Source organism: Glycomyces rhizosphaerae (assembly GCF_042647865.1).
Classification (GTDB): Bacteria; Actinomycetota; Actinomycetes; order Mycobacteriales; family Micromonosporaceae; genus Glycomyces; species Glycomyces rhizosphaerae.
The window spans coordinates 55566-77469 of the sequence record NZ_JBHRWO010000022.1 but is presented as its reverse complement, the minus strand read 5'-3'; the positions used below and the strand labels follow the sequence as shown (position 1 = coordinate 77469).

The 21904-nt window shown below is 67.7% G+C and carries 20 protein-coding genes; 14 read left to right on the top strand and 6 right to left on the bottom strand.

The window, feature by feature from the left end; genetic code table 11:
• Window positions 1-89: 89 nt before the first annotated feature.
• From ACFO8M_RS26020 to ACFO8M_RS25990, 7 genes are read left to right on the top strand one after another with little or no spacing between them, the layout of a single operon-like run.
• On the top strand, window positions 90-1184 hold the full coding sequence (locus ACFO8M_RS26020; RefSeq protein ID WP_387980940.1) for a Gfo/Idh/MocA family protein: 1095 nt from the start codon (window positions 90-92) through the stop codon (window positions 1182-1184).
• Entirely contained in the window at window positions 1181-2668 is a 1488-nt protein-coding gene (locus ACFO8M_RS26015; RefSeq protein ID WP_387980938.1) for a sugar ABC transporter ATP-binding protein, read from the top strand. The genes ACFO8M_RS26020 and ACFO8M_RS26015 overlap by 4 nt, the downstream gene beginning before the upstream one ends.
• Window positions 2665-3666: an ABC transporter permease gene (locus ACFO8M_RS26010; protein ID WP_387980937.1), complete on the top strand. Its 1002-nt coding sequence runs from the start codon at window positions 2665-2667 to the stop codon at window positions 3664-3666. Before ACFO8M_RS26015 ends, ACFO8M_RS26010 begins: the two co-directional genes overlap by 4 nt.
• Entirely contained in the window at window positions 3663-4673 is a 1011-nt protein-coding gene (locus ACFO8M_RS26005) for an ABC transporter permease (protein ID WP_387980935.1), read from the top strand. The genes ACFO8M_RS26010 and ACFO8M_RS26005 overlap by 4 nt, the downstream gene beginning before the upstream one ends.
• Before the next feature lie 16 nt (window positions 4674-4689).
• Window positions 4690-5889: a substrate-binding domain-containing protein gene (locus ACFO8M_RS26000; protein ID WP_387980933.1), complete on the top strand. Its 1200-nt coding sequence runs from the start codon at window positions 4690-4692 to the stop codon at window positions 5887-5889.
• Between the two features lies 1 nt (window position 5890).
• The gene (locus ACFO8M_RS25995) at window positions 5891-6736 is read left to right on the top strand and encodes a sugar phosphate isomerase/epimerase family protein (protein WP_387980931.1); all 846 of its coding nucleotides are present in this window, start codon (window positions 5891-5893) and stop codon (window positions 6734-6736) included.
• Window positions 6729-7730, top strand: a complete 1002-nt coding sequence (locus ACFO8M_RS25990; RefSeq protein WP_387980929.1) for a sugar phosphate isomerase/epimerase family protein — start codon at window positions 6729-6731, stop codon at window positions 7728-7730. Before ACFO8M_RS25995 ends, ACFO8M_RS25990 begins: the two co-directional genes overlap by 8 nt.
• Before the next feature lie 1416 nt (window positions 7731-9146).
• Here ACFO8M_RS25990 and ACFO8M_RS25985 read toward each other — a convergent pair.
• The gene (locus ACFO8M_RS25985; RefSeq protein WP_387980927.1) at window positions 9147-10511 is read right to left on the bottom strand and encodes a permease prefix domain 1-containing protein; all 1365 of its coding nucleotides are present in this window, start codon (window positions 10509-10511) and stop codon (window positions 9147-9149) included.
• Between the two features lies 1 nt (window position 10512).
• A complete protein-coding gene (locus ACFO8M_RS25980; RefSeq protein WP_387980926.1) occupies window positions 10513-10881 on the bottom strand; it encodes a PadR family transcriptional regulator in 369 nt (122 codons plus the stop codon).
• A gap of 109 nt (window positions 10882-10990) precedes the next feature.
• Between ACFO8M_RS25980 and ACFO8M_RS25975 the strand changes: the two genes are divergently transcribed.
• Window positions 10991-11632, top strand: coding sequence for a nucleoside/nucleotide kinase family protein (locus ACFO8M_RS25975; protein ID WP_387980924.1), 642 nt, complete (start codon window positions 10991-10993; stop codon window positions 11630-11632).
• Here the strand turns inward: ACFO8M_RS25975 and ACFO8M_RS25970 are convergent.
• On the bottom strand, window positions 11629-13047 hold the full coding sequence (locus ACFO8M_RS25970; protein WP_387980922.1) for an MFS transporter: 1419 nt from the start codon (window positions 13045-13047) through the stop codon (window positions 11629-11631). The two genes, ACFO8M_RS25975 and ACFO8M_RS25970, sit on opposite strands and share 4 nt — an antisense overlap.
• A 101-nt stretch (window positions 13048-13148) precedes the next feature.
• Between ACFO8M_RS25970 and ACFO8M_RS25965 the strand changes: the two genes are divergently transcribed.
• Window positions 13149-14051, top strand: a complete 903-nt coding sequence (locus ACFO8M_RS25965) for a helix-turn-helix transcriptional regulator (protein ID WP_387980920.1) — start codon at window positions 13149-13151, stop codon at window positions 14049-14051.
• Between the two features lie 15 nt (window positions 14052-14066).
• Here the strand turns inward: ACFO8M_RS25965 and ACFO8M_RS25960 are convergent, their stop codons facing one another.
• Window positions 14067-14915 carry an MBL fold metallo-hydrolase gene (locus ACFO8M_RS25960; RefSeq protein ID WP_387980919.1) on the bottom strand — a complete coding sequence of 283 codons (849 nt, stop codon included), beginning with the start codon at window positions 14913-14915 and terminating at the stop codon, window positions 14067-14069.
• A gap of 402 nt (window positions 14916-15317) precedes the next feature.
• On the opposite strand from ACFO8M_RS25960, the gene ACFO8M_RS25955 reads away from it, so the two are divergent.
• The 4 genes from ACFO8M_RS25955 to ACFO8M_RS25940 all read left to right on the top strand — a co-directional run bounded on the left by ACFO8M_RS25955 (window position 15318) and on the right by ACFO8M_RS25940 (window position 18425).
• Window positions 15318-15920, top strand: coding sequence for a GTP cyclohydrolase II (locus tag ACFO8M_RS25955; protein ID WP_387980917.1), 603 nt, complete (start codon window positions 15318-15320; stop codon window positions 15918-15920).
• Entirely contained in the window at window positions 15913-16143 is a 231-nt protein-coding gene (locus ACFO8M_RS25950; protein ID WP_387980915.1) for a DUF1653 domain-containing protein, read from the top strand. Before ACFO8M_RS25955 ends, ACFO8M_RS25950 begins: the two co-directional genes overlap by 8 nt.
• On the top strand, window positions 16130-17245 hold the full coding sequence (locus ACFO8M_RS25945; protein ID WP_387980913.1) for a dCTP deaminase: 1116 nt from the start codon (window positions 16130-16132) through the stop codon (window positions 17243-17245). Before ACFO8M_RS25950 ends, ACFO8M_RS25945 begins: the two co-directional genes overlap by 14 nt.
• A gap of 325 nt (window positions 17246-17570) precedes the next feature.
• On the top strand, window positions 17571-18425 hold the full coding sequence (locus tag ACFO8M_RS25940) for an NAD-dependent epimerase/dehydratase family protein (protein WP_387980911.1): 855 nt from the start codon (window positions 17571-17573) through the stop codon (window positions 18423-18425).
• A gap of 76 nt (window positions 18426-18501) precedes the next feature.
• On the opposite strand, the gene ACFO8M_RS25935 is transcribed toward ACFO8M_RS25940, so the two are convergent.
• Both ACFO8M_RS25935 and ACFO8M_RS25930 read right to left on the bottom strand, forming a co-directional pair.
• On the bottom strand, window positions 18502-19740 hold the full coding sequence (locus ACFO8M_RS25935) for a hypothetical protein (RefSeq protein ID WP_387980909.1): 1239 nt from the start codon (window positions 19738-19740) through the stop codon (window positions 18502-18504).
• A 67-nt stretch (window positions 19741-19807) separates the two neighbouring features.
• Window positions 19808-20728 carry an MBL fold metallo-hydrolase gene (locus tag ACFO8M_RS25930; RefSeq protein WP_387980908.1) on the bottom strand — a complete coding sequence of 307 codons (921 nt, stop codon included), beginning with the start codon at window positions 20726-20728 and terminating at the stop codon, window positions 19808-19810.
• Between the two features lie 63 nt (window positions 20729-20791).
• Here ACFO8M_RS25930 and ACFO8M_RS25925 point away from each other — a divergent pair, with 63 nt between their 5' ends.
• Complete coding sequence (locus ACFO8M_RS25925; RefSeq protein WP_387980906.1) at window positions 20792-21901, top strand: hypothetical protein; 1110 nt, start codon at window positions 20792-20794, stop codon at window positions 21899-21901.
• The last annotated feature ends 3 nt before the right edge of the window (window positions 21902-21904 follow it).

Genomic DNA, 21904 nt, shown 5'->3' with positions numbered 1-21904 from the left:
CGGGTTCGGACGGGGAAGTGACGTAACTGTTTCATAACGCCGACAACTTTTGCTTGTGCTCTGTCATAAGTCTGTCCTACGGTCGACATATGGCTCACGTCACGATCACTCGGCAGGACTACCGCGCAGCCGTTGTCGGCACCGGTTTCATGGGGCGCATCCACTCCCGCGCCATCGCCGTGGCCGGGGGATCGGTCGCCGGGATCGCCGGGTCCACCCCCGAACGGGCCCGCCAGGCCGCCGCATCGCTTCGGGCCGAGGCGGTGTTCGACGATCTGGACGCCCTCATCGACGCCGCCGACGTCGTCCACGTCTGCACCCCCAACCACCTCCACGCCCCGATCGCCTTGGCCGCCATCGCCGCCGGGAAACATGTGGTCTGCGAGAAGCCCCTCGCCACCGACGCCGACACCGCCCGCGCCATGACCGAGGCCGCCGCCGCGGCGGGCGTCGTCGCCACCGTCCCCTTCGTCTACCGCTTCCACCCGATGGCCCGCGAGGCCCGCGCCCGCATCGCCGCCGGGCGGATCGGCCGCCTCACCCTCGCCCACGGCTCCTACCTCCAGGACTGGCTGCTGCGCCCCGGCGACGACAACTGGCGGGTCGACGCCGACAAGGGCGGCGCGCTCCGCGCCTTCGGCGACATCGGCTCCCACTGGTGCGACCTCCTCGAATTCGTCACGGGCGATCGCATCACGGCGGTCAACGCCCAACTCGCCACGGCCAACCGGCGCCGCGGCGGACGCGAGGTCTCCACTGAGGACATCGTGACGCTGCAGTTCGCCACCGAGGGAGGCATGGTCGGCTCCACCGTCATCAGCCAGGTCTCCGCCGGGCGCAAGAACCGCCTCCTCCTCGAGATCTCCGGCACCGAATCGACCCTCGCCTTCGACCAGGAGCAGCCCGAGACCCTCTGGATCGGCGGCCGCGACCAGAACGCCGTCCTCATGCGCGACCCCGACCACCTCAGTCCCGACGCCGCCCGCCTCGCCCGCGTCCCGGCCGGACACGCCCAGGGCTACCAGGACTGCTTCGACGCCTTCGTGAACGACACTCGCGCCGCCATCAACGGCGACGCTCCCGACGGCCTCCCGACGTTCGCCGACGGACTCCGCGCCGCGAACCTCGCCGAGGCCGTGGCGGACTCGGCCCGCACCCGCGACTGGGCGGAGGTGCCCCGATGACCACCCAGCCTGCGCTGTCCATGCGCGGCATCGACAAAGCCTTCCTCGGCGTCCCTGTGCTCTCCTCAGTGGACCTCACCGTGGAGCCCGGTGAGGTCCACGTCCTGGTGGGGGAGAACGGCGCCGGCAAGTCCACCCTGATGAAGATCCTCGCCGGCGTTCACAGCGCCGACGCCGGCACCATCGAGCTGGGCGGCCGCGCCGTCTCCTTCACCCATCCCGCCCAGGCCCAGAACGCCGGAGTCGCCTCCGTCTTCCAGGAGTTCAACCTCCTGCCCGAACTCACCGTCGCCGAGAACGTCCACCTCGGACGCGAACCGCGCCGCCGCGGCCGCATCGACCGCCGCGCCATGAACGACGCGACCGCCACCGGCCTCGCCGACCTCGGCGTCGACGACCTCTCGCCGACCGCGAAAGTCGGATCGCTCTCCGTCGCGCACCAGCAGATCACCGAGATCGCCAAAGCCCTCTCCCAGGGCGCGGACCTCATCTGCATGGACGAGCCCACCGCCGCGCTCGCCGACGCCGAAGTGGCACTGCTCTACCGGCTCATCGAGCGCCTGCGCGAACGCGGTGTCGCGGTCCTCTATGTCTCCCACCGGCTCCGCGAGATCTTCGACCTGTGCGACCGCATCACGATCCTCAAGGACGGCCGCCTCGTCGAGAGCGTCGCCACCACCGCGATCACCCCCGACCAACTCGTGACGAAGATGGTCGGGCGGCGCATCGAAGCCCAGTTCCCGCCGCAGTCGCCAGACACTGCGATCGCCGAGGTCCGCCTCCGCATCGACGGCGGCGGCAACGACTATGTGGACGGCATCGACCTCGAAGTGCGCGCCGGCGAGATCGTCGGCCTCGCCGGGCTCCAAGGCTCGGGTCGCACCGAGATCGCCGAAGCGGTCTTCGGCATCACCCCGTTCACCCGCGGCACCATCGCGATCGACGGCCGGGACGTGCGGATCTCCCGCCCCCGCAAGGCCATCGCCGCCGGGATCGCCCTCGTCACCGAAGACCGCAAAGCCCAGGGTCTGGCCCTGCGCCAGTCCGTGAAGGCCAACGCCCGCCTCGTGCTCGACGCGAACGCCCGCGTTCACTCCCGGCAGCGCCCGACGCGCATCCGCGGCATCCTCTCCAGCCTCGACCTCGTGGCCCGCGGCGACGACCAGGAGGTCCAGTTCCTTTCGGGCGGCAACCAGCAGAAGGTCGTGGTCGCGAAATGGCTCGCTGCCGAGCCCGGCGTGATCGTCCTCGATGAGCCGACGCGCGGCATCGACGTGGGCGCCAAGCACAAGATGTACTCGGTGATCCGCTCGCTCGCCGCCGAAGGGCTCGCGGTGCTGCTCATCGCCTCCGAGCTCATCGAGGTGATCGGCCTCGCCGACCGGATCGTCGTCCTCCATGATGGACGCATCGCCGGGGAGCTGCCCGGCGGCGCCACCGAGCAAGAGGTCATGGCCTACGCGACGGGGCGGCGGTCGTCATGAAGCGCCTGAACCCCGGCAACTTCGGCACCACCGCCCTCATCTACCTGGCCCTGGCGGCAGTCCTCGCCGTCGGCGGCATCGCCGTCGCGATGGACGGCGGGAACCTCTTCGCCACCGCGAACCTCGTCGACATGCTCACCCGCACCAGCCTCACCGGGTTTCTCGCCATCGGCATGACCCTGGTGATCCTGTGCCGCTCCCTGGACCTATCGGTCGGCTACGTCGCCGCCCTCTCCAGCCTCGTCGCCGCGACCACGATGGACGGGCGAGCGGCGAACCTCCCGCTCGCCGTCGGCCTCGTACTGCTCGTCTCCGGGCTCATAGGGGCGGCGAACGGCGCGATCGTCGCGTTCCTCAAGGTGAACCCGTTCATCGCGACCCTCGGCACCGGTCTGATCCTCAAGGGCTACTTGGACACCGAGTACAAGGGTCCGGCCGGGGACGTGCCCGCGGTGTTCCAGCAGTTCGGGTACACCAGGATCGCGTTCATCCCCGTGTCGGCGATCGTCATGCTCGCGGTCGCCGCCGCGGCGATCTGGTTCCTGCGCTCCACGCGCACCGGCCACCACATGTACGCCGTCGGCGGCGACGTCGACGTCGCCCGCATGTCCGGCATCCGCACCACTCGCGTGCTGCTCACCGCCCACGTCCTCTGCGGCATGTGCGCCGGGCTCGCCGGGCTGCTGCTCGCGGCCCGCTTCGGCACCGGCTCCGCCGAGGCCTACACGAACCTCTACGAGCTCGACGCGATCGCCGCGGTCGTGCTCGGCGGCACGCTCCTCCTGGGCGGCAAGGGCGGCGTGGCCGGAACCGTTGCGGGCGTGGCGATCCTCGCCGTACTCGACACCGTGTTCAACGTGATGCAGATCGACCCGTTCGCGAAGGACGTGCTGCGCGGCGCGGTCATCATCGCCGCCGTCGCCCTCTACGCCCGCCGCCAACTCGACCGCACCGCCAGGAGACCCCGCTTCGCGGCGCTCGAAGGGAGGGCGTCATGACCCGCGTCCGCAGACTCGGCGCCGCGCTCCTCGGCGGCGGCACGGGAACGGTCTTCCTCCTCCTTGTGCTGATCTTCGCGGGCATCCTCGCGATGAACCCGGCGTTCTTCGAAGGCCCCTCGCTCATGGCCTTCCTCAAGCAGGCAGCGCCGCTCGTGATCCTCGCGGCCGGGCAGTACTTCGTGATCGTCTCGGGGAACTTCGACCTCTCGGTGGGCGCGCTCGTCGGCGCGCAGGTCGTGATCGCGGCGCGGCTCATCGACGGCGAGGAGTCCCGCACGCTCCCCGTGCTGCTCGTGATGCTCGCCTTCGGCCTCGCCGTGGGCCTGGTGAACGGCCTCATCACCACCGTCCTCAAGGTCCAGTCGTTCATCACGACGCTCGGGATGCTCCTGGTCCTCTACGGCGCCATCCGGCTCTGGACGGGCGGCGCCCCCACCGGCAGCCTCTCGGAGGCCTTCCGCACGCCCGGTCGCCTCGGCATCGAGAACGTGCCGCTCATCGGCCAGATCCCGTGGGCGCTGCTTATCATGCTCGCCGTCGGCGCCGGAGCGATCCTGTTGATGCGCACGCGTTTCGGCCGCGTCCTCCTGGCCTCGGGCGACAACGAACTCGCCGCGAAGCTCTCGGGCGCCCGCGTCGACGCCGTCCGCACCTCCGCGTTCGTCCTCTCGGGACTCTCGGCCACGATCGCCGGGATCCTCATCGGCGGATTCGCCGGAGTGAGCGCACAAGTCGGTGAGGGCCTGGAGTTCACGGTCATCACCGCGGTCGTCCTCGGCGGCGTCGTGCTCGGCGGCGGGCGCGGCACAGCCCTCGCCGCGATGGCCGGCGCGCTCGCCATCGAGGCCCTGTTCACGCTGTTCAACCAGATGGCGCTGCCCGCGACGCTCCGGCCCACGGTGCAGGGCGTCATCATCATCGCCGCCGTCGCCTACGCCGCCCGGCAGCGGTCCCGCCCCGGAGCCGCCGCCCCCAAATCAACCGCAACCGCAACTCCCTCATGAAAAGAAGGTCCGCATCATGCAGACGACACGCCTAGCCTTCGCTTCGGCGGCAGCCCTCGGGCTGCTGCTGGCGACCGGCTGCACCACCGACACCCCCGCCGAGACCCCCGAAGCCGATGCCTCCACTGAGAAGTCGGGCGACGAATGGTTCGTCCAGGCCGAGTACGACGAGCAGCTCGCCCAGCGCGACATCGCTCCCGAAGGCGACCCGAACACGCCGTGGCTCCAGGCGATCGAGCCCGAATGGGTCGATACGACCGAGTTCAAGCGCGACGGGGGCGGGGCCACGGTGTGCTTCTCGAACGCCTCGGTCTCCAACCCGTGGCGCGTGACCGGCTGGATCACCATGCAGGAGCAGGTGGCGGTGCTCAAGGAGGCCGGCGAGATCGGCGAGTTCCGCAGCTCGGACGCCGGTGACGACGACGATCAGCAGATCTCCGACATTCAGGCGTTCGTCGACTCCGGCGAGTGCGACGCGCTCATCATCTCGCCCTCCACGACCGCGACGCTCACCCCGGCCGTCGAGACCGCTTGCGCCTCGGGCATTCCGGTGATCGTCTTCGACCGCGGCGTGAACACCGACTGCGCGACCACGTTCATCCACCCGATCGGCGGCTACGCGTACGGCGCGGACGCGGCCGAGTTCCTGGTCGAGAACCTCGAACCGGGTTCGAAGGTGCTCGCGCTGCGGATCCTGCCGGGCGTGGACGTGCTCGAACACCGCTGGGCCGCCGCGCAGGAGATCTTCGGCGACTCTGAGCTGGAGATCCTCGGCAACGAGTTCACCGGCGGCGACGCCGCCGAGATCAAGAACATCGTCACGCAGTACCTGCAGCGCGGCGACGTGGACGGCATCTGGATGGACGCCGGGGACGGCGCGGTGGCCGCGATCGAGGCGTTCGAGGACGCCGGGAAGCCCTATCCGGTGATGGCGGGGGAGGACGAGCTGTCGTTCCTGCGCAAGTGGGAGGAGACGGGCATGACCGCGATCGCCCCGGTGTACTCCAACTTCCAGTGGCGCACCCCGGTCCTCGCTGCGACAATGATCTTGAAAGGCGAGCAGGTCCCGTCCGAGTGGGTCCTGCCGCAGGAGCCGATCACCGACGCCGACCTGGCCGACTACCTGGAACGGAACGCGGACATGCCTTCACTGCACTACGCCAAGTTCGGCGGCGAGGACCTGCCGGGCTTCCCCGACGCCTGGCGGGACCGCTAGCTTGAGCCGGTCCATCGGGGTCAACACCTGGGTCTGGGCCTCGCCGCTCGACGACGAGGCCCTGGCCCGGCTCGCGGTCCGCGTGCGCGACTGGGGGTTCGACACCATCGAGCTCCCGGTCGAGTCGCCAGGCGACTGGGACCCCCAGCGCGCCAACGAACTCCTCAAGGGACTCGGCCTCGACGCCACCGTGGTCCTGGTGATGGGTCCGGGCCGCGAGCTCGTGGACGCCCCGCGGGCCGTGGTCGCCGAGACCCAGCACTACCTGCGCCGCGTCGTGGACGCGGCCGCCGTCGTGGGCTCGCCGGTGATCGCCGGTCCCGCCTACGCCTCCGTCGGCCGCACTTGGCGCATCGCGGACCGGCCCGCGGTCTACCGCGAACTGCGCCGGAACCTGGAGCCCGTCGCCGGGTACGCGGCCGAACGGGGCATCACGATCGCCGTGGAACCCTTGAACCGCTACGAGACCAGCCTGATCAACACTGTGGACCAGGCACTGGACGCATTGGACGATCTGCCCGGAACCGCTCTGGCCCTGGACGTCTACCACATGAACATCGAGGAGACCGACATCCCGGCCGCGATCATCCGCGCCGGGGACCGGATCGGTCACGTCCAGGTCAGCGCCAACGACCGCGGCTCGCCGGGCAACGACCACCTCGAATGGCGTTCGATCCTGCACGCGCTCGACCTCGTCGAATACGCAGGGCCCCTTGTCATCGAGTCGTTCACCGCGCACAATGCGACTATCGCGACGGCCGCTTCCATCTGGCGGCCTCTCGCACCGACCCAAGACGCCCTCGCCGTCGATGGACTGACCTATCTGAGGAGTCTCACTGATGCCTAGACCGATCACGCTGTTCACCGGCCAATGGGCGGACCTGCCGTTCGAGGAGGTGTGCCGACTCGCCGCGGACTGGGGCTACGACGGGCTCGAAGTGGCCTGCTGGGGCGACCACCTCGACGTCGTGCGGGCCGCCGAGGACGACGACTACGCGGCCGACCGCAAGGCGATCCTCGAATCGCACGGCCTCGAGCTGTGGACGATCTCGAACCACCTTGTGGGCCAAGCGGTCTGCGACGACCCGATCGACGAGCGCCACAAGGCGATCGTGCCCTCCCGCGTGTGGGGCGACGGCGAACCCGAAGGGGTCCGCCAAAGGGCCGCCGAGGAGATGAAGGCGACCGCCCGCGCCGCCGCGAAACTCGGCGTCGGCACGGTCGTCGGCTTCACCGGCTCAGCGGTGTGGAAGTACGTCGCGATGTTCCCTCCCGTGGCCGAGTCGGTGATCGAGGCGGGCTACGACGACTTCGGGGCACGCTGGAACCCGATCCTCGACGTATTCGATGAGGTCGGTGTCCGCTTCGCGCACGAGGTGCACCCCTCCGAGATCGCCTACGACTACTGGTCGACGCACCGCGCGCTCGAAGCGGTCGGGCACCGGACCGCGTTCGGCCTCAACTGGGACCCGAGCCACATGGTGTGGCAGGACATCGACCCGGCCGCGTTCCTGTGGGACTTCCGGGAGCGGATCTACCACGTGGACTGCAAGGACACCCGCAAGCGGCTCGACGGCCGCAACGGGCGCCTCGGTTCGCACCTGCCGTGGGGCGACCCGCGGCGCGGCTGGGACTTCGTCTCCACCGGTCATGGCGACGTGCCGTGGGAGGACTGCTTCCGCGTGCTCAATTCGATCGGGTACGCCGGGCCGATCTCGATCGAGTGGGAGGACGCGGGCATGGACCGCCTGCGCGGCGCCCCCGAAGCCCTTGCGTACGTGCGGGACTTGAACTTCGATCGCCCCGCCGCGTCCTTCGACGCCGCGTTCAGCTCCGACTAAGGCGCGGGCGTGATGCTGTCGTGAGGGTTGGCTGTCGGTCGCGGTCAGAGCGGTCAGCGACGGAGCGGTGAGGATCAGGTCGGGGGCGTGATGCCGCCGTGCGAGCTGATTGCTGGTCGCGGTCAATGCGATCAGCGACTGCAGTGGCGGGATTCGGGTGCGTTGCTGTCGCTGAGGCCGGACTCGGGATCCTGGCAGGAGTTGGGGCCCTCGCTGCGATAGCGGCTCGGGCCGGATGCGGGACCTGGGTGGGACTTGGGGTCCTGGCCGCGTTAGGGCCCCGGCGGCGGGGCTCGGCGTACTGGGGGCCCACGCCTCGCTTGAGGCCCCGGCCGGAATCGAGCCGTTGCCCCTGCTGTTGCTGGGGCGGTGGGCTGACGGCGCTGGTGCCTGGTGGTGGCGTCGGCCGGGTGGCGCTGGTGGTGCGGGCCGGGGTGATGTTGCGGGTGGGCGCGGGGATCGGTCCGCAATCGTGGTGGCTTTCGTTGTGTCGCTTTGGGGGCGGGGCCGCATGCTGCATGGTCGTTTCACCTCCGCTCGTGGTCTCGTAGTCGATCCCGCGAAGCGCCCGCGCGCTCCGCTTCACCTGGCCTCCCCCGCTTCGCTCGGCTTCGCTTCGGCCCGTGGTCTTCGCCTGGCCGCGCTGTTCCTGCCGGGGGCGGGTGCTGGTGTATCCCGTCCTTGAGGGAGTGGTGCGGCCGCCCGGCGGATGCCGGTGGCTCGCCCGGTGGATGCCGGTAGTGGTTTCGCCTCCCGGTGTTGCCTTGCTTGCTGTTCTTCGGTCCGTCCTGCAGGCGCGCGGGTGCTGTCGCGTGCGGCGCTGCCGGGACGGGGTGGTGGTCGCCATGGACGTGGTGCTGGTGCTGCCGGGCCGAGTCCTCTATTCGCTCGGTCTGGCCTCGCCGCTCACGCTGGCGGGTCGTGCTTGTGTCGCAGGTGCCCCCGTGTGGGGCATTGCCTTCTGGTTGGGGTGATCCCAACTAGGATCGTCCACCCAGTCACGGCCCATCGGGGGCGCGGACAGCTGCGGGCGATGGCACGGGGGTGAGATCGGACGCCTCCAGTGGAGGAGCACCCTGGCTTGCGGGGTCGTCGCCTCGAAACAAGTCGGTTTGTCGGATCGGCCAGAGGCTTGTCATAGTCTGCTTACACCTACCCCGACACCTGTACAAATTTCCTGTCCCTGTACGTACCTCAATTGTCCCCCATGCAGCCCCCGACTGTCATCACCCACACGATGCGAAAGCATTCACGTTCCCCCACCCCACGCCCGGCCTGATCGACTGCACCCCAGCCGAACCCGACCCGAGTCGCGCCTCCACACCGGCCCCCGCCACCCACCCCTCCGTCGCTGCCCGGTTTGAGCGCAACCCACCCCGACCCGGTGCTGCTCGCGCCGTCCGGGGTTTTGCCCTGCTAGGCGAAGGCGAAGATCGGCGGGAACGCCAATACGACGATCCACGCCCACGCGGCGTACACGGGCATGTAGTCGGTCTGCCAGCGCTCGAGCCGCGCGAACTTCTTGCGGCCCTTGATGACCGTCCAGTACAGCCACGCGGACCAGGCGAGGTTCGCGAACAGGACGAGGTTCTCGCCGAGCGCGGCGCTCTTGTTGGGCGTGAGGCCCCATTCGGTGATGCGGCCGGTGATCGCGATGAGCACCAGCACGTCGATGAGCAGGGCGCTCACGACGAGTGCGAGCTGCATCCAGTCGAAGAACCCGGCGGGCGCGGCGGGGTCGCGCGCCGAGATCGAGTAGAGCACCAGGCCGAGCACGACCACCAGGAGCAGGTCGAACAGGATGAGCATGTCCCGTTCGACGTCGATCGCGTTGGTGGTCACGGCGATCGCGACGAGCACGGCGACGAGCGTCACCGTGAACAGCGGCGTGAAGACGCGGGTGAGTACGGGCGCCATGTTCTCGATGACGCTCTGCTTGGCCTCCACGAGCCACGCGGCCACGACGACGGCAGCCGCCGCGCCGCAGGGGATGAGCCATTCGCTGATGAACGTCTCGGTGTCGATCCCGATGGCGCTGAACGTGCCCACGGTGATCGCGGTGAGCACGCCGCCGCCGAGGGCGATGAGCACGAAGTAGATGAACCACTCGCCGGTGAACCGGATGAAGTCCATGCGCTTCTGGCCCGAGCGCCATTCGCCTGCGGCGTAGGCGACTCCGACGGCCAGCCACAGCGCGAGCGGCAGGTGGATCGCGGTGAGCACCATGGACTGCGAGTCGTCGTCGAGGGGGTAGGCGTTCGCGGCGATGGCCGCGAGCGCGAAGAGGCCGATGAGTGCGCCCGCGGTGCCGCGGCCCGCTTTGCGGCGCCAGCCGAAGTAGAGCGCAAGCGGGGCGAGCACCAGGAGCCCTGCGTTGCGGAGGTAGAAGTCGGCGTCCTCGTCGAAACCGAGGCCGAACAGCAGCGGGAGTTTCAGCCCGGCGGCCGCGAGGCCGGCGCAGACGATCATCACGACCAGTCCGCGGCGGCGCTCGGCCTCGGCGGGCGCGTCCTCGTCGTCAGTGAGGACGAGCTGCTTCCACAACCGGTCGGAGTGCTCGCGGGCGAACTCGCGCGAGAGCTCGTCCATGCGGCCCATGCGTTTCACAGCGATGAGGAAGGCCTCGTCGGGGCGCAGGCCGGTCTCGGCGAGGTCGGCGACGCGCTCGCGGAGATGGTCCTCGAGTTCGTCCACATCGGCGCTGTTGACGGCGCGGCGACGCAGCATATAAGACCGCCATTCGGCGATCTGCGCTTCGAGCTCGGTGTCGTTCTCGGTCATCTCAACCCTCCAGCGCCGGCGCGGTGATCGGTGCGATCGACCGCGTGGCCTTCCAGATGTCCTGCAGCGCTTCGGTGACGGCGTCCCACTGTTTGCGCTGCTCGGCCAGTTCGCGGTGGCCGTCCGCCGTGATCGCGTAGTACTTGCGGCGGCGCCCGCCTTCGGGAGTGCGCCAGGTGGCCTCGACGTAGCCGAGCCGTTCGAGGCGGTGTAGGAGGGGGTAGAGCAGGCCCTCGGTCCATTCGAGCCGGCCGTCGGAGCGCTCGCCGATCTCCTTGAGGATCGCGTAGCCGTAGCTCTCCTCTTCGGCGAGGATGCCCAGGACCAGCGGCGTCGCCGAGGCGGCTACGAGGTCTTTGGCGATGTGCATGAGAGAGAGCCTCCTTGACCCTAGTACTTCTATGCCTTGAGGTTCTATGCATCATAGATCTAGGGTTCCCGGATCGTCAAGGCGCGCGTGATTGCGCTAGCTTCGGTGCGTGGACATCGCAGACGACCCCCAGATGCTGCTGGACCGCGTCAAGTCGCTCGCCGCGAGCGGCGGACGGGTGCTGATCGGCATCGCCGGCTGCCCGGGTGCGGGCAAGTCGACCGCGGCCGCGTGGCTGGCGCGCTCGCTGGACCGGGCGGTGCAGGTGCCGATGGACGGGTTCCACCTGGCGAACGCCGAGCTGGTGCGGCTCGGCAAGCGCGGGCGGAAGGGCGCGATCGACACGTTCGACGGCCACGGCTACCGGTCGCTGCTGGAACGCATTGCGGCCGAACGGGAAGCGGTGATCTACGCCCCGGAGTTCGACCGTCGTGTGGGCGAGCCGGTGGCCGGCGCCATCGCGGTGCCGCCGGAGGCCGACATCGTGGTCACCGAGGGGAACTACCTGCTCGACGAGGAGGGCCCGTGGCCCGGCGTGCGGGCGGCGCTGACCGAGGTCTGGTACTGCGAGACGCCCGAGCCGCTGCGGCTCGCGAGGCTCGTGGCGCGCCACGAGCGCTTCGGGAAGTCGCCGGAGACGGCACGGGCGTGGGTCGCGGACGTGGACGAGCGCAACGCCGAGCGCATTCGGGCCTCGAAGCACCGGGCCGACCTGGTACTCGACTTCGACGCGCTCGGCATCGGCCGCTAGGCCCGGATTCGCAGGCTCAGGCCGAGATTGACCAGCACCGTCACGGCCTGTACCGCCACGGTCCATGCGAACGCTTCGCCCACGCCGACCTCCGGAACCAATTGCAGGAACAGCGCCCCGAGCAGGGCCAGTCCCGTCGCGAGCGCGATCTGCTGGCTCGTGCCCATGACCCCGCTCGCGACCCCGGCGCGCTCGGGCGGCACGTCCGACAGGACCACCCGGAACAGCACCGGCAGATGCAGCCCTTGACCGATCCCGACCACGATCAGCGCCGGAGCCATGGCGAACGCCGCCGACTCGGTCCACGCGACCGCCAGCGTCCCCGCGAGCGCCGCGAGCCCCGCGAACTGCACGGCGATCCCGATGGTCACCACCCGAACGCCGAGTCTCGGGGCCAGCCGCGGCCCGAACGCCGACCCGGCGAAGAACGCGAGCGCATACGGCACGAGCGCGAAGCCCGCGGCCACAGGTCCATAGTCGAGGCCCAGCTGGAGGGCGACGGCCGCCGCGAACAGGAACCCGCCGAACCCGGCCATGGACAGCATCATCACCGGCATTCCGCGCCGCATGCCCGGAAGCGCGAGCAGGCTCGGCGGCAGCAGCGGCACACCGCCGTTCCTTTCCTTCCGCCGCTGCACGGCGAGGAACGCGAGCGCGGCGACAGGGAAGGCCCCCAAGCAGATCCACGACCACGCCGGCCAGCCCGCGGCGCGGCCCTCGGTGAGCGGCACGAGCAGCAGCACCATGGCCGCACCGAGCAGGACCGCACCGAGCGGGTCGAGCGGGGCCGCTTTCGGCGAGCGGGTCTCGGGCACGGTCCGGGCCAGGAGGATCGCGGCGATCGCGACGGACGGGACGTTGATGAGGAACACCGAGCGCCAGCCGCTCCCGGCGATGTCGGCTCCGACCATGAGGCCGCCGAGGACCTGCCCGAAGGCCATGGCCAGACCGACGATCGCGCCGAACAGGCCCATCGCGCGGGCCCGCTGGTGCCCGGCGGTCGCGGCCTGGATCGTCGCCATCGCCTGCGGCAGCATCAGAGCCGCCATGGCGCCCTGCAGGATCCGGGCCGCCACCAGCAGTCCACCCGAAGGAGCCAGGCCGCACAGCAGCGAGGCGATACCGAAACCTATGAGCCCCAGCAGCATCAGGCGCCGACGCCCGAAGGCGTCGCCGAGCCTGCCGCCGAGGACCATGAGCGACCCGTACGCCGTGGCATACCCGGCGACGACGAGTTCGAGCGCGGCCGGCCCCGCCCTGAGGTCGTCCCCGATCGTCGGCAGCGCCACGTTGACGATGAAGGCATCCAAAGAGGACAAAGTAGCGGTGAACAGGATGGCGAACAGGCCGAGCCTGCTCAGGGCGGGCTGGGTGTCGTTCGGCGCGCGAGTCGGCGCGCTTGCGGTCTGCGTCATGGCTTCGACATTGGCGCGGTTCGCAACCCGGTACCTGATCGCCGTCATCCAGGGACCAGGACTCCCTGGATGAGCCGGGCCGGGCGAGGCATCCTGGTGGGATGGCAACCATGACCGCGAACACCGGGACCGGGGACGCCGACACCGCGACCGCTCCGACCGGGACCGGAGCCCCGCACCTCGCCGAACGCCGCCGCGAGCTCGCCGACTTCGTGCGCTCCCGCCGCGAGCGACTCACCCCGGAGCAGGTCGGGCTGCCGCCCGGACGCCGCCGCCGCACGCCCGGCCTGCGGCGCGAGGAGGTCGCGCAACTCGCCAACGTGGGCGTCTCCTGGTACACCTGGCTCGAACAGGCCCGCGACATCACGGTCTCCGCGCAGGTCCTCGACGCGATCGCCGGCGCGCTTCGCCTCGACGCCTCCGAACGGTCCCACCTGTTCGGCCTGGCCGGGGCCGTCGATCCGGCGCCGCGCCGGGACTCCGACGAAGTGCCGCAATCGCTCCGGGCCCTCCTGAAGCAGGTCGAACCGTTTCCCGCCTCGATCCAGAACTGCCGCTACGACCTCTTGCACTACAACCGCACGTTCGCCCGCCTCTTCTGCGATCTCGACGCGCTGCCGCCGCAGGACCGCAACTGCATGTGGCTCGCCTTCACCGACGCCGACTGGAGCCGGGCCCTGGTAGAACGCCGCGAGACCATCGAGCTCATGGTCGCGAACTTCCGCAACCACGGCACCGGGCACTTCAACGAGCCGCACTGGCGGGAGCTCGTGGACCGGCTCCTCGCCGCTTCGCCCGAGTTCGGCGAGATCTGGGCCCGCCGCAACGTCGCGGACAAGGTGCAGGAGATCAAGCTCTTCCGCCAGAAGGAGGTCGGTCTCCTGCGGCTGCGCGCCGACCGGATGTGGCTGCAGCCCGGCGGCGGCATGCGGCTCACGGTCTTCAGTCCGTCCGACGACGAGACCGCCGCCAAACTCGAACGCCTCCGACATCTCGCCGGTTGAGGCGCGGGCCGACGCTCACGGCGCCGGCACGAACGGCTCCGTCAAGTGCGAGGAGGCGACGTGGAGCAGCGCGCCCCCGCCAGACCGCAGCAGCCGCTCCCTTGAGCGCCTTGCCGTCTCGCGGTCCATCTCGAATACGTAGGCGAGCTCGGGGTACAGGAGCTGGATCGCGTTCACCAGCAGGTCGCCGGTGATGAGCACCGATTCGCGGCCGTCCGCCACGATCACGCTCTGATGCCCTGGCGTGTGCCCGGGAGTCGCCACCACCCGGCCCGCGCGAAGCGGCGTGTCGCCGTCGAGCAGCCGCAGCTGGTCCGAGGCCCGCAGCGGATCGATCAGCGTTTCGCGGAGCTGAGGGTTGAGCGTGTCGACGGCGTCGAACTCGGCCTGCTGGATCAGATACTCGGCGTTGGGGAAGAAGGCGCTGAGGCCGGTGCTCGGCCCGTCCCCGCTCGTAGTGACGGCCCCCTCGGCCACCACGGCCCAGCCGACGTGGTCGGTGTGGAGATGCGTGAGCACCACGGTGTCCACTTCGGCCGGATCGATGCCGGCCGCCGCCAGCGACTCGGGGAGCTTGCCCGGCAGGGGAGCCCAGGAGGCGGGGGCGTCGGCCGGGCCGATCCCGGCGTCCACCACGGTGACGCCCTTCGGGCCGCGGATCGCGAAGGCCCGGAAGTTGAGGGACCAGCGGCCCTCGCCGTCGACCGCACCAGGGTCAAAGCGGTCGACCGCCGCCCACTGCGCGGCAGAGGCGTCAGGGAAGGCCGCCTCCCGGGAGGTGAACGGGAAGGGGCCCACGCCGTCGGCGAGGGCGATGATCTCGGTCGAGCCGATCCGGATGGCGGGTGACGCGGCAGGGGTCATGCCGCGATCCTGCCACTCGATCGGGTGACCTCGACGCCGCGGGGCCCGGTTCTTGTCGTACCCGCGCGCCTGCCTCGATTTTCAGATAAGAGGGGCCTTTGAATCGGGTGGTTTGAGAAGAGAGTGGCGAATTTGGTGCCGCATGAGTGACGAGTGTGTACCAGGTCCATGCGGTGATCGCCGATATGGTGAGACAGGCCCGGGCCTCTTTTGCCACAAGCTTTAATCTGAAACCTATTCATAGCAGACTTAGCTGGGATCTTGTCACTTCTACAACCTCGCTGATACGGAACTGTTATGTTTGCCGGCCCCAACAAAACTTTGATTCGGTTTATTATATAGAAGAAGCGTCTCACCCTCATGGCTGGATAGATATCCGCTACTCGCAGGCTGGAGAAGCCCATGGACGTTATTCAGAGTTTGTTGAAAACCTCACTTGGTACATTCGAAGTATTCTGCTTCGATGATGGGAGATTGCAGCCCCCAATCGCCTTTGCATTTGGAGAATTCAGAGAACGCCCACCGCTCGTGCGTGTGCAGTCTGAATGCATGCCGGGACTTGTGTTCGGATCACTGACTTGCGACTGCGCAGGGCAGCGCGACGATTCTCTGAATGCTATTACTTCCGACGGCGCTGGCGTTGTCATACATCTATGGCAAGAGGGGCGTGGCATCGGCCTAGCCGATAAGATGCGAGCTTACGCTCGCCAATTGAACGATGGAGCTGATACGGTTGATGCAAACCTTCTGATCGGCCGTGAAATTGATGAGCGCGAGTATACAGATGTAGCCACTATTTTGACATGGCTCGGAGTTTCACCAATCCGACTTCTCACAAATAATCCCTCAAAGGTGGACGAACTCGGCGCACTAGGAATCAATATCGAGGAAGTCGTTCCAATTCCTCCTCGGGTAAATCCGCTTAATCGCAACTATATTCGAACCAAGGCTCTGCGATTGGGTCATACATACGATCTTTCAGTACTAGGTTCGGACGATGACTGAGAGCGGCCTATATCGCCATTACAAAGGCGGGCTTTACGAAGTAATTGGAGTCGCTACACATACCGAGAGCAGAGAGCCTCTTGTTGTGTATCGCGATCAACTCGAAGGCCTGCTCTGGGTCCGACCGGAGGCTATGTTCAACGACTCCATATCAATCGGAGGCGCATCTCAACCCCGGTTCCGGTACATAGCAGCCTCCGGGAGGGCGGATGTATCTGGCTGACGTCGATATCCGGGCCCACTTGAACGAGATCAACTTCAGCTGCCGACTCCCCCAGCATCCATTCAATCCGGACCTACAGATTGGGCCCGCCTCGGTAGATATTCGTATCGATACCGTGTTCTGGGTTCCGAAACGCAAGCCTCCAAGGAGGTGGAGCCGAACTTCATCTGAAAAGCGTTGGCGGTCGGCCGATATCGTGGATCTTAGGAGACAGGACGTATACGAGACTCAACCTACACTGCACTGGAGACAGCGGAGGCTAGCTCCTGGAGACACAATTGTCATTAACCCCGGCGAATCCATCATGGCTCGCACCTATGAAGAATTTTCAATGCCAGAGGGTATGGCCGGAAAGCTCTCTGCCCGGGTTTCATATTCCCGCCTGGGCCTCCTGGTGCATTGCGGAAATGATTTTATGAATCCTGGATGGCGAGGTCATCACCCACTTCAACTTGTAAACCTCTCCGGCCTTCCTATTCGAATCGCGCCCCTGTTTCCCGTTGCTCAACTTTGCTTCGTAACGCTGACGCAGCCGAGCTCCCGGATCTACGGCGAGGGGGAGCGGTACATGCATGACGACGGGGGACCTTCGAAATGGTGGAGAGATGCCCTTGTCCAAGAAGTGGTAGACGCTTATGGTCAGGATAATCTCCCTCGATCAGTTAGTGACTATATCAATCAAGCAATTGCCGACGGACTGTTCAGTGACGAGCAATTGATTCGCCTACTTGAGTTCAGAGAATCGGTAGCCGTGTCTCGATTTACCAGTGGTAGCGATTTCCTAGGCGAATTCGCGGAAAAGGAGCGCAATGCGAGAAAGCGCCGTCAAGTTTGGCGCGGAATCAAACTGGGCTCTCTCCCAATCCTCCTCGGCGCCAGCCTTGGCCTGCTTTCAGTGCAGCCCTACGGTTGGCTGCATTTCGGTTTTATTCTCGCTACTGTTTTGTCGCTTTTGTTCGCATCGCATGAGATCTTTGCTCAACAGAGCGAAGACTTCTTTCTGCCGCAGGACTGGCGTGCCTACAAGAACCAGGAACAAGCCAAGGCGCAAGTAGTCGCTGTTCGACAAAGCGCGGTGATCTCTGACGATCCAAATGTTTGAGTATTTAGCGTCGAGACCCGCGACAGGCGCACCACCCCAACGATCCGCAGACCCGTCCGACGCAGCTTCGCTCGGCGTGCCGTTCCCTTGTTTGCCATCCCACCCCCTCTTGACCAGTGTCACCATCAGATACGCCCCATATTGGCGTATGGAATTGGTGAAACGGTCGTCCACGGCTGGGTGGGGGCTTGGGATGGTATACGCGCGAAGCCATGACCAGGCCGGTTGTCTTGGAGTCCACTCCAGGTTCTAGGCTTCGGGCCGTACCGGCCCGAAGGCCGCGCGGAAGTCCGCGGTCCGGGGCAACGACTGAAGGGGGTACGCGATGGCTCGCGTGGCGGTGACCGGAGGCAGCGGCAAACTCGGCCGCGCCTGCGTGCGGGATCTGGTGGAGCACGGCTGGGAAGTGGTCAACCTCGACCGCGCGCCCTCGCTCGACGGCCTCGCGCCGTTCCTGCAGATCGACCTGACCGACTACGGCCAGGTCGTCTCCGCGCTCACCGGCGTCGACGACCGGTACGACAAGCTCGACGCCGTCGTCCACCTCGCCGCGATCCCCGCCCCCGGCCTCAAGCCGAACTCGGAGATCTTCCGCAACAACATGCTCAGCACGTACAACGTGTTCGCCGCCGCGAAGGTAGCCGGGATCGACAACGTCGTCTGGGCCTCAAGCGAAACCGTGCTCGGCCTGCCCTTCGAGACCCCGCCGCCGTACCTCCCCGTCGACGAGGAGTACGCCCCGCGCCCCGAATCCACGTACTCGCTCGTCAAGACCCTCGAAGAGACCATGGTCGACCAGCTCTGCCGCTGGAACCCCAGCCTCAAGGCGACCGGCCTGCGCTTCTCCAACGTCATGCACGTCGAGGACTACGCGGCCTTCCCCGCGTTCAACGAGGACCCGACGCTCCGCGACTGGAACCTCTGGTCCTATATCGACGCCCGCGACGGCGCGCTCGCCATCCGCCTCGGCCTGGAACGCGAAGGCGCCGGTAAGGAGGTCTTCGTGATCGCCTCCCCGGACACGGTCATGACCACGTCCACTCCGGACCTCGTCAAGGCCCACTACCCGGACCTCGAACTCAAACGCCCCGTGGAGGGCCACGAGACGCTCCTGTCGATCGACAAGGCCCGCAGGATCCTCGGCTTCGACCCGCAGCACAGCTGGCGCGACCACTTCTGAGTCTCAACGCGAACAGTGAAGGGCGGGGCCGAAGCCCCGCCCTTCACTGCTCAATCGCCAAGTCCCGCAACGAGCATCAGCTCGCGATCAGTTCCTGCGCCTTCGTCGTGAAGCCGCGGATCTCGTCCTGCCACGCGTACATGTCCACCTCGATGGCGGCGTACTGCTCGGCGGTGACCGCGTCGTACGTCGCGGTCGCGGTCTCGCGGTAGCCCGACTCGTCACCGCACTCGGCGAACGCGACGGCCATCTCCACCTCATAGGCCCGCTTGTCCTCGAAGTCGGCGGGCACGTCCTCGGGCAGGTCCGGGACGGGAGGATTCGTGTCCGCCGGCGGCGGGTCCTCGCCCGGAATCGGCTCCTCCTCGTAGATCTCGCCGGTGTACAGCAGCGAGGAGTAGTCGCGCATCGCGAGCCTGCCGGTCTCGTTGAACTCCCAACCGGGGTAACCGCGATCGGCCGTGCACGTGAGGAAAGCGGGCTGGGCGTCGACCATGCGGGCGGCGTACTCGGTGTCGATCGCGTCGACGTCGACCAGCGGCATCTCCGGCCGCCACACCCAGTGGAAGAGGTCGCCCTCCTCGTCGACCGCGACCTGCTGGGGCTCGCCGTACAGTGCCTCGATCATCTCCAGTTGGCAGCCACCGGGTTTGGGAATGGACTCCACCGCGCCGTCCCCGAACTCGAGCGATCCGTCGTCAGAGGACGTGTCGTCTTCGGGCGCCTCGCCGGTGTACTCCAGGCCCGCGGTGGCCTCCTCGCCCTGGTACGCGACGCTCCACGCGCGCTGCTCGTCGGAGGGGAGCGATTCGAAGTCCGAGTTGTCGAACACGGGCTCGTCCTCATACTCAGCGGCCCAGGTCGCCTCGTAGTAGTCCTGCGTCTCCTGGGAGTCGAACATCTCCGCGGTCTCGGCCCACCAGCCGAAGCCCCACTCGGCCGCGACATCGACCTCGGGCAGGAACTCATCGGTCGGGCGGAAGTCGGTGAGCGCCTCCACCTCGTGCGGCTCGTACTGGCCCATGTAGCGCAGGTCGTGCACCGTGAAGCCCTGCGCCGCCAGGCATTCGGCGATGATCCGGTCTTCGGCCCTGGCCAGTTCCTTGTCGAGCCGGGCGCTCTCGTTGACCATCTCCACCAGCGCGGCCGCGTCGACGGCTTCGCCCCCCGAGCCCCCGTCCGCACCGTCGTCCGATCCGCCGCCCGAATCAGTGCACGCCGCGGTGGCGGCGAGTGCGGCGATCCCGAGCAGGCCCGCCAGATATCTCCATTGCTGAGTGGAGGGGTTGTACCGACAACGATCGGATTGATTCATAAGCGGGAGACGCCGTCACCCGCCCGAGAAGTTGCAAAAGACGCCCGGCGGGCGCGCCCTCGCACCGTCAAACCCGGTACCAGATATGGAAGTCGTCATACTTGTGGATGCCAGGTGCGCCGTCGACCTCGCGGACGGCCTGCCGCAGCGCCTGAAGCTGCTCGACCCGCATCGGCAGCGCCGCCTCGTCCGGCTGGTAGGTCCAGCCGCGCGGGTAGTCGACGCCCGGCCGGACCGACATCTCGACGTGGCAGCCCAGCAGGTGCGAGACCGGGTGCGCCGCGCACCACGCCACCAGACGGTCCACAGTGGCGGCGAATGCGTCCCAGTCCTGGACGTACAACCGGCCCGGATAGAACGTGTCCCCGGTGAGCAGCAGGCGGGTCCAGCGGTCGTAGAACACCGTCGCCGAGTCGTGGTGGCCCGGCCCCGGCACGACATCGACCACGCGGCCGCCCAGGTCGAGTTCCCCGGCCGTATTCGGCCAGTCCTCGAAGCCGTAGAACGCGGTCACGGCATCGAGCCCGGTACCGACCACAGTGGTCCCTGGCCGGTCGGCGAACTGGGCGTCGGCGGCCTTGTGGTCGCCGTGGCCGTGCGTGTGGGCCACGATCAACCGGTAGTCCTCACGAGGATGCCGAGCCAACCAATCCTCGATGTGCGCGTCCACGACCGCACGCAACGGGAAGTACTCGGGCTCGGGCGTCGCCCCTGTGTCGATGAGCAGCGCCGTGTCGTTGCCGAACAGCAGGAACATGAACGGCGCCTCGTAGTTCACGGACTTGTTCTGGCGCATCACGATCGTGTGCTCGTCGGCGGCGTGGGACTGGATCTCCGGCTCCGGGTCGTGCTTGGCCGAAGGCCCGCCCGCGTGCCAGTCGACCTCGAGGTCGGGTTCGCAGCCGCTGGGGCTGAACGGCACCGGTCGGTACGGCAAGGTGTCCTCCTCGGCGAACGAGACGGTCGAATCTCCTACGAAACGGCTCAACCGCACCACCTCGATACGGCGTCTTCAAGATGTTCTCAGAGTCCCCAGAAGAAAGCCGGGTCGATGCGCCGCCTCCTGATCACCGCGCTCACCGTTTCGCTCGCACTCACCGCATGCTCCGAAGACGAACTCGTCGCAACCGACGACGACATCGCCCGCATCGAGCAGAGCCTCATCCGCGGCTCCGAGCTCTCCTGGGAACTCCTGGGGGCCGAGTCCCGCGTCGCGAGCCTGTGCATGCAGGACGAGGGCTTCACCGTCCACGATCCGATCCAGTTGTTCGGCAACGGGATCCCGCACCGCTTCGTGGGCTTCGACTCGGAGTACTCCCGCATCCCCACGGTTGAACAGGCCGAGCTGTTCGGCTTCGGGATGTTCACGCGGTTCACCGACACCGATGCGGCCGAGGAGATGCGTGAGAACCCCGATTACCTCGCGTACATGGCCGAGGAGGACGGCTGGTGGAACCCTCAGTGGGACCTCGACCGCGAGGAATTCGAGGCCATGGGCACGGAGTACGAGGCCGACTGGATGGAGGCGTTCCTCGGGCCGGAAGGCTTCGCGGCCTGGCAGGAGATGCAGGCGATGGACGCTGAGGAGTTCATGGAGGCCGACCCCGAGCAGGCCCCGCCGGGCGGCTGCGAGCTGAAGACCATCGAGGTCGTCTACGGCGGTGTCCAGGAGGACGAGGACGAGGAGACCGGGGAGGTCTACTGGTCGAAACCCGACGTGGAGACGCCGTTGACCGAGATCGGCGAGGAGGGCTTCAAGGCCGAGTTCGCGGCCGACCACGCCGACCAGGAAGCCGACTTCCTCGCCTGCGTCGACGAACGCGGCTACGGCGAATGGGAGTTCGACGAGTTCGGCGGCCTGCCGGTCTGGGAATACCTGAACCTGGTCTACGGCGAGACCTCCGGCATGGAGAGCGATCCGGAGGTCACCCCCGAGCTGACGGACGAGGCCGAGGACACCGAGGACCCCGTCGCCTACGAGTTCGCCATGGCCCTCGACTTCGCCGACTGCGCTGAGAGCGCGGGCCTGCGCGACGGCATCGAAGAGGCCTGGGCTCGCAAGTACGTCGACCCGCTCCTCGAACGCGAGACCGAGCTCTACGCCTGGGAAGAGAGCATCGAGGAGTACCTCGCCAACGCCCAGGAATACCTGGCCGGCTGACCC

Excerpts from the sequence above, each read along its gene's own strand:
- ACFO8M_RS26020 (WP_387980940.1), top strand. The coding sequence starts at position 90 with ATGGCTCACGTCACGATCACTCGGCAGGACTACCGCGCAGCCGTTGTC.
- ACFO8M_RS26015 (WP_387980938.1), top strand. The coding sequence starts at position 1,181 with ATGACCACCCAGCCTGCGCTGTCCATGCGCGGCATCGACAAAGCCTTC.
- ACFO8M_RS26010 (WP_387980937.1), top strand. The coding sequence starts at position 2,665 with ATGAAGCGCCTGAACCCCGGCAACTTCGGCACCACCGCCCTCATCTAC.
- ACFO8M_RS26005 (WP_387980935.1), top strand. The coding sequence starts at position 3,663 with ATGACCCGCGTCCGCAGACTCGGCGCCGCGCTCCTCGGCGGCGGCACG.
- ACFO8M_RS26000 (WP_387980933.1), top strand. The coding sequence starts at position 4,690 with ATGCAGACGACACGCCTAGCCTTCGCTTCGGCGGCAGCCCTCGGGCTG.
- ACFO8M_RS25990 (WP_387980929.1), top strand. The coding sequence starts at position 6,729 with ATGCCTAGACCGATCACGCTGTTCACCGGCCAATGGGCGGACCTGCCG.
- ACFO8M_RS25985 (WP_387980927.1), bottom strand. The coding sequence starts at position 10,511 with ATGACCGAGAACGACACCGAGCTCGAAGCGCAGATCGCCGAATGGCGG.
- ACFO8M_RS25980 (WP_387980926.1), bottom strand. The coding sequence starts at position 10,881 with ATGCACATCGCCAAAGACCTCGTAGCCGCCTCGGCGACGCCGCTGGTC.
- ACFO8M_RS25970 (WP_387980922.1), bottom strand. The coding sequence starts at position 13,047 with ATGACGCAGACCGCAAGCGCGCCGACTCGCGCGCCGAACGACACCCAG.
- ACFO8M_RS25965 (WP_387980920.1), top strand. The coding sequence starts at position 13,149 with ATGGCAACCATGACCGCGAACACCGGGACCGGGGACGCCGACACCGCG.
- ACFO8M_RS25960 (WP_387980919.1), bottom strand. The coding sequence starts at position 14,915 with ATGACCCCTGCCGCGTCACCCGCCATCCGGATCGGCTCGACCGAGATC.
- ACFO8M_RS25955 (WP_387980917.1), top strand. The coding sequence starts at position 15,318 with ATGGACGTTATTCAGAGTTTGTTGAAAACCTCACTTGGTACATTCGAA.
- ACFO8M_RS25950 (WP_387980915.1), top strand. The coding sequence starts at position 15,913 with ATGACTGAGAGCGGCCTATATCGCCATTACAAAGGCGGGCTTTACGAA.
- ACFO8M_RS25945 (WP_387980913.1), top strand. The coding sequence starts at position 16,130 with ATGTATCTGGCTGACGTCGATATCCGGGCCCACTTGAACGAGATCAAC.
- ACFO8M_RS25940 (WP_387980911.1), top strand. The coding sequence starts at position 17,571 with ATGGCTCGCGTGGCGGTGACCGGAGGCAGCGGCAAACTCGGCCGCGCC.
- ACFO8M_RS25935 (WP_387980909.1), bottom strand. The coding sequence starts at position 19,740 with ATGAATCAATCCGATCGTTGTCGGTACAACCCCTCCACTCAGCAATGG.
- ACFO8M_RS25925 (WP_387980906.1), top strand. The coding sequence starts at position 20,792 with ATGCGCCGCCTCCTGATCACCGCGCTCACCGTTTCGCTCGCACTCACC.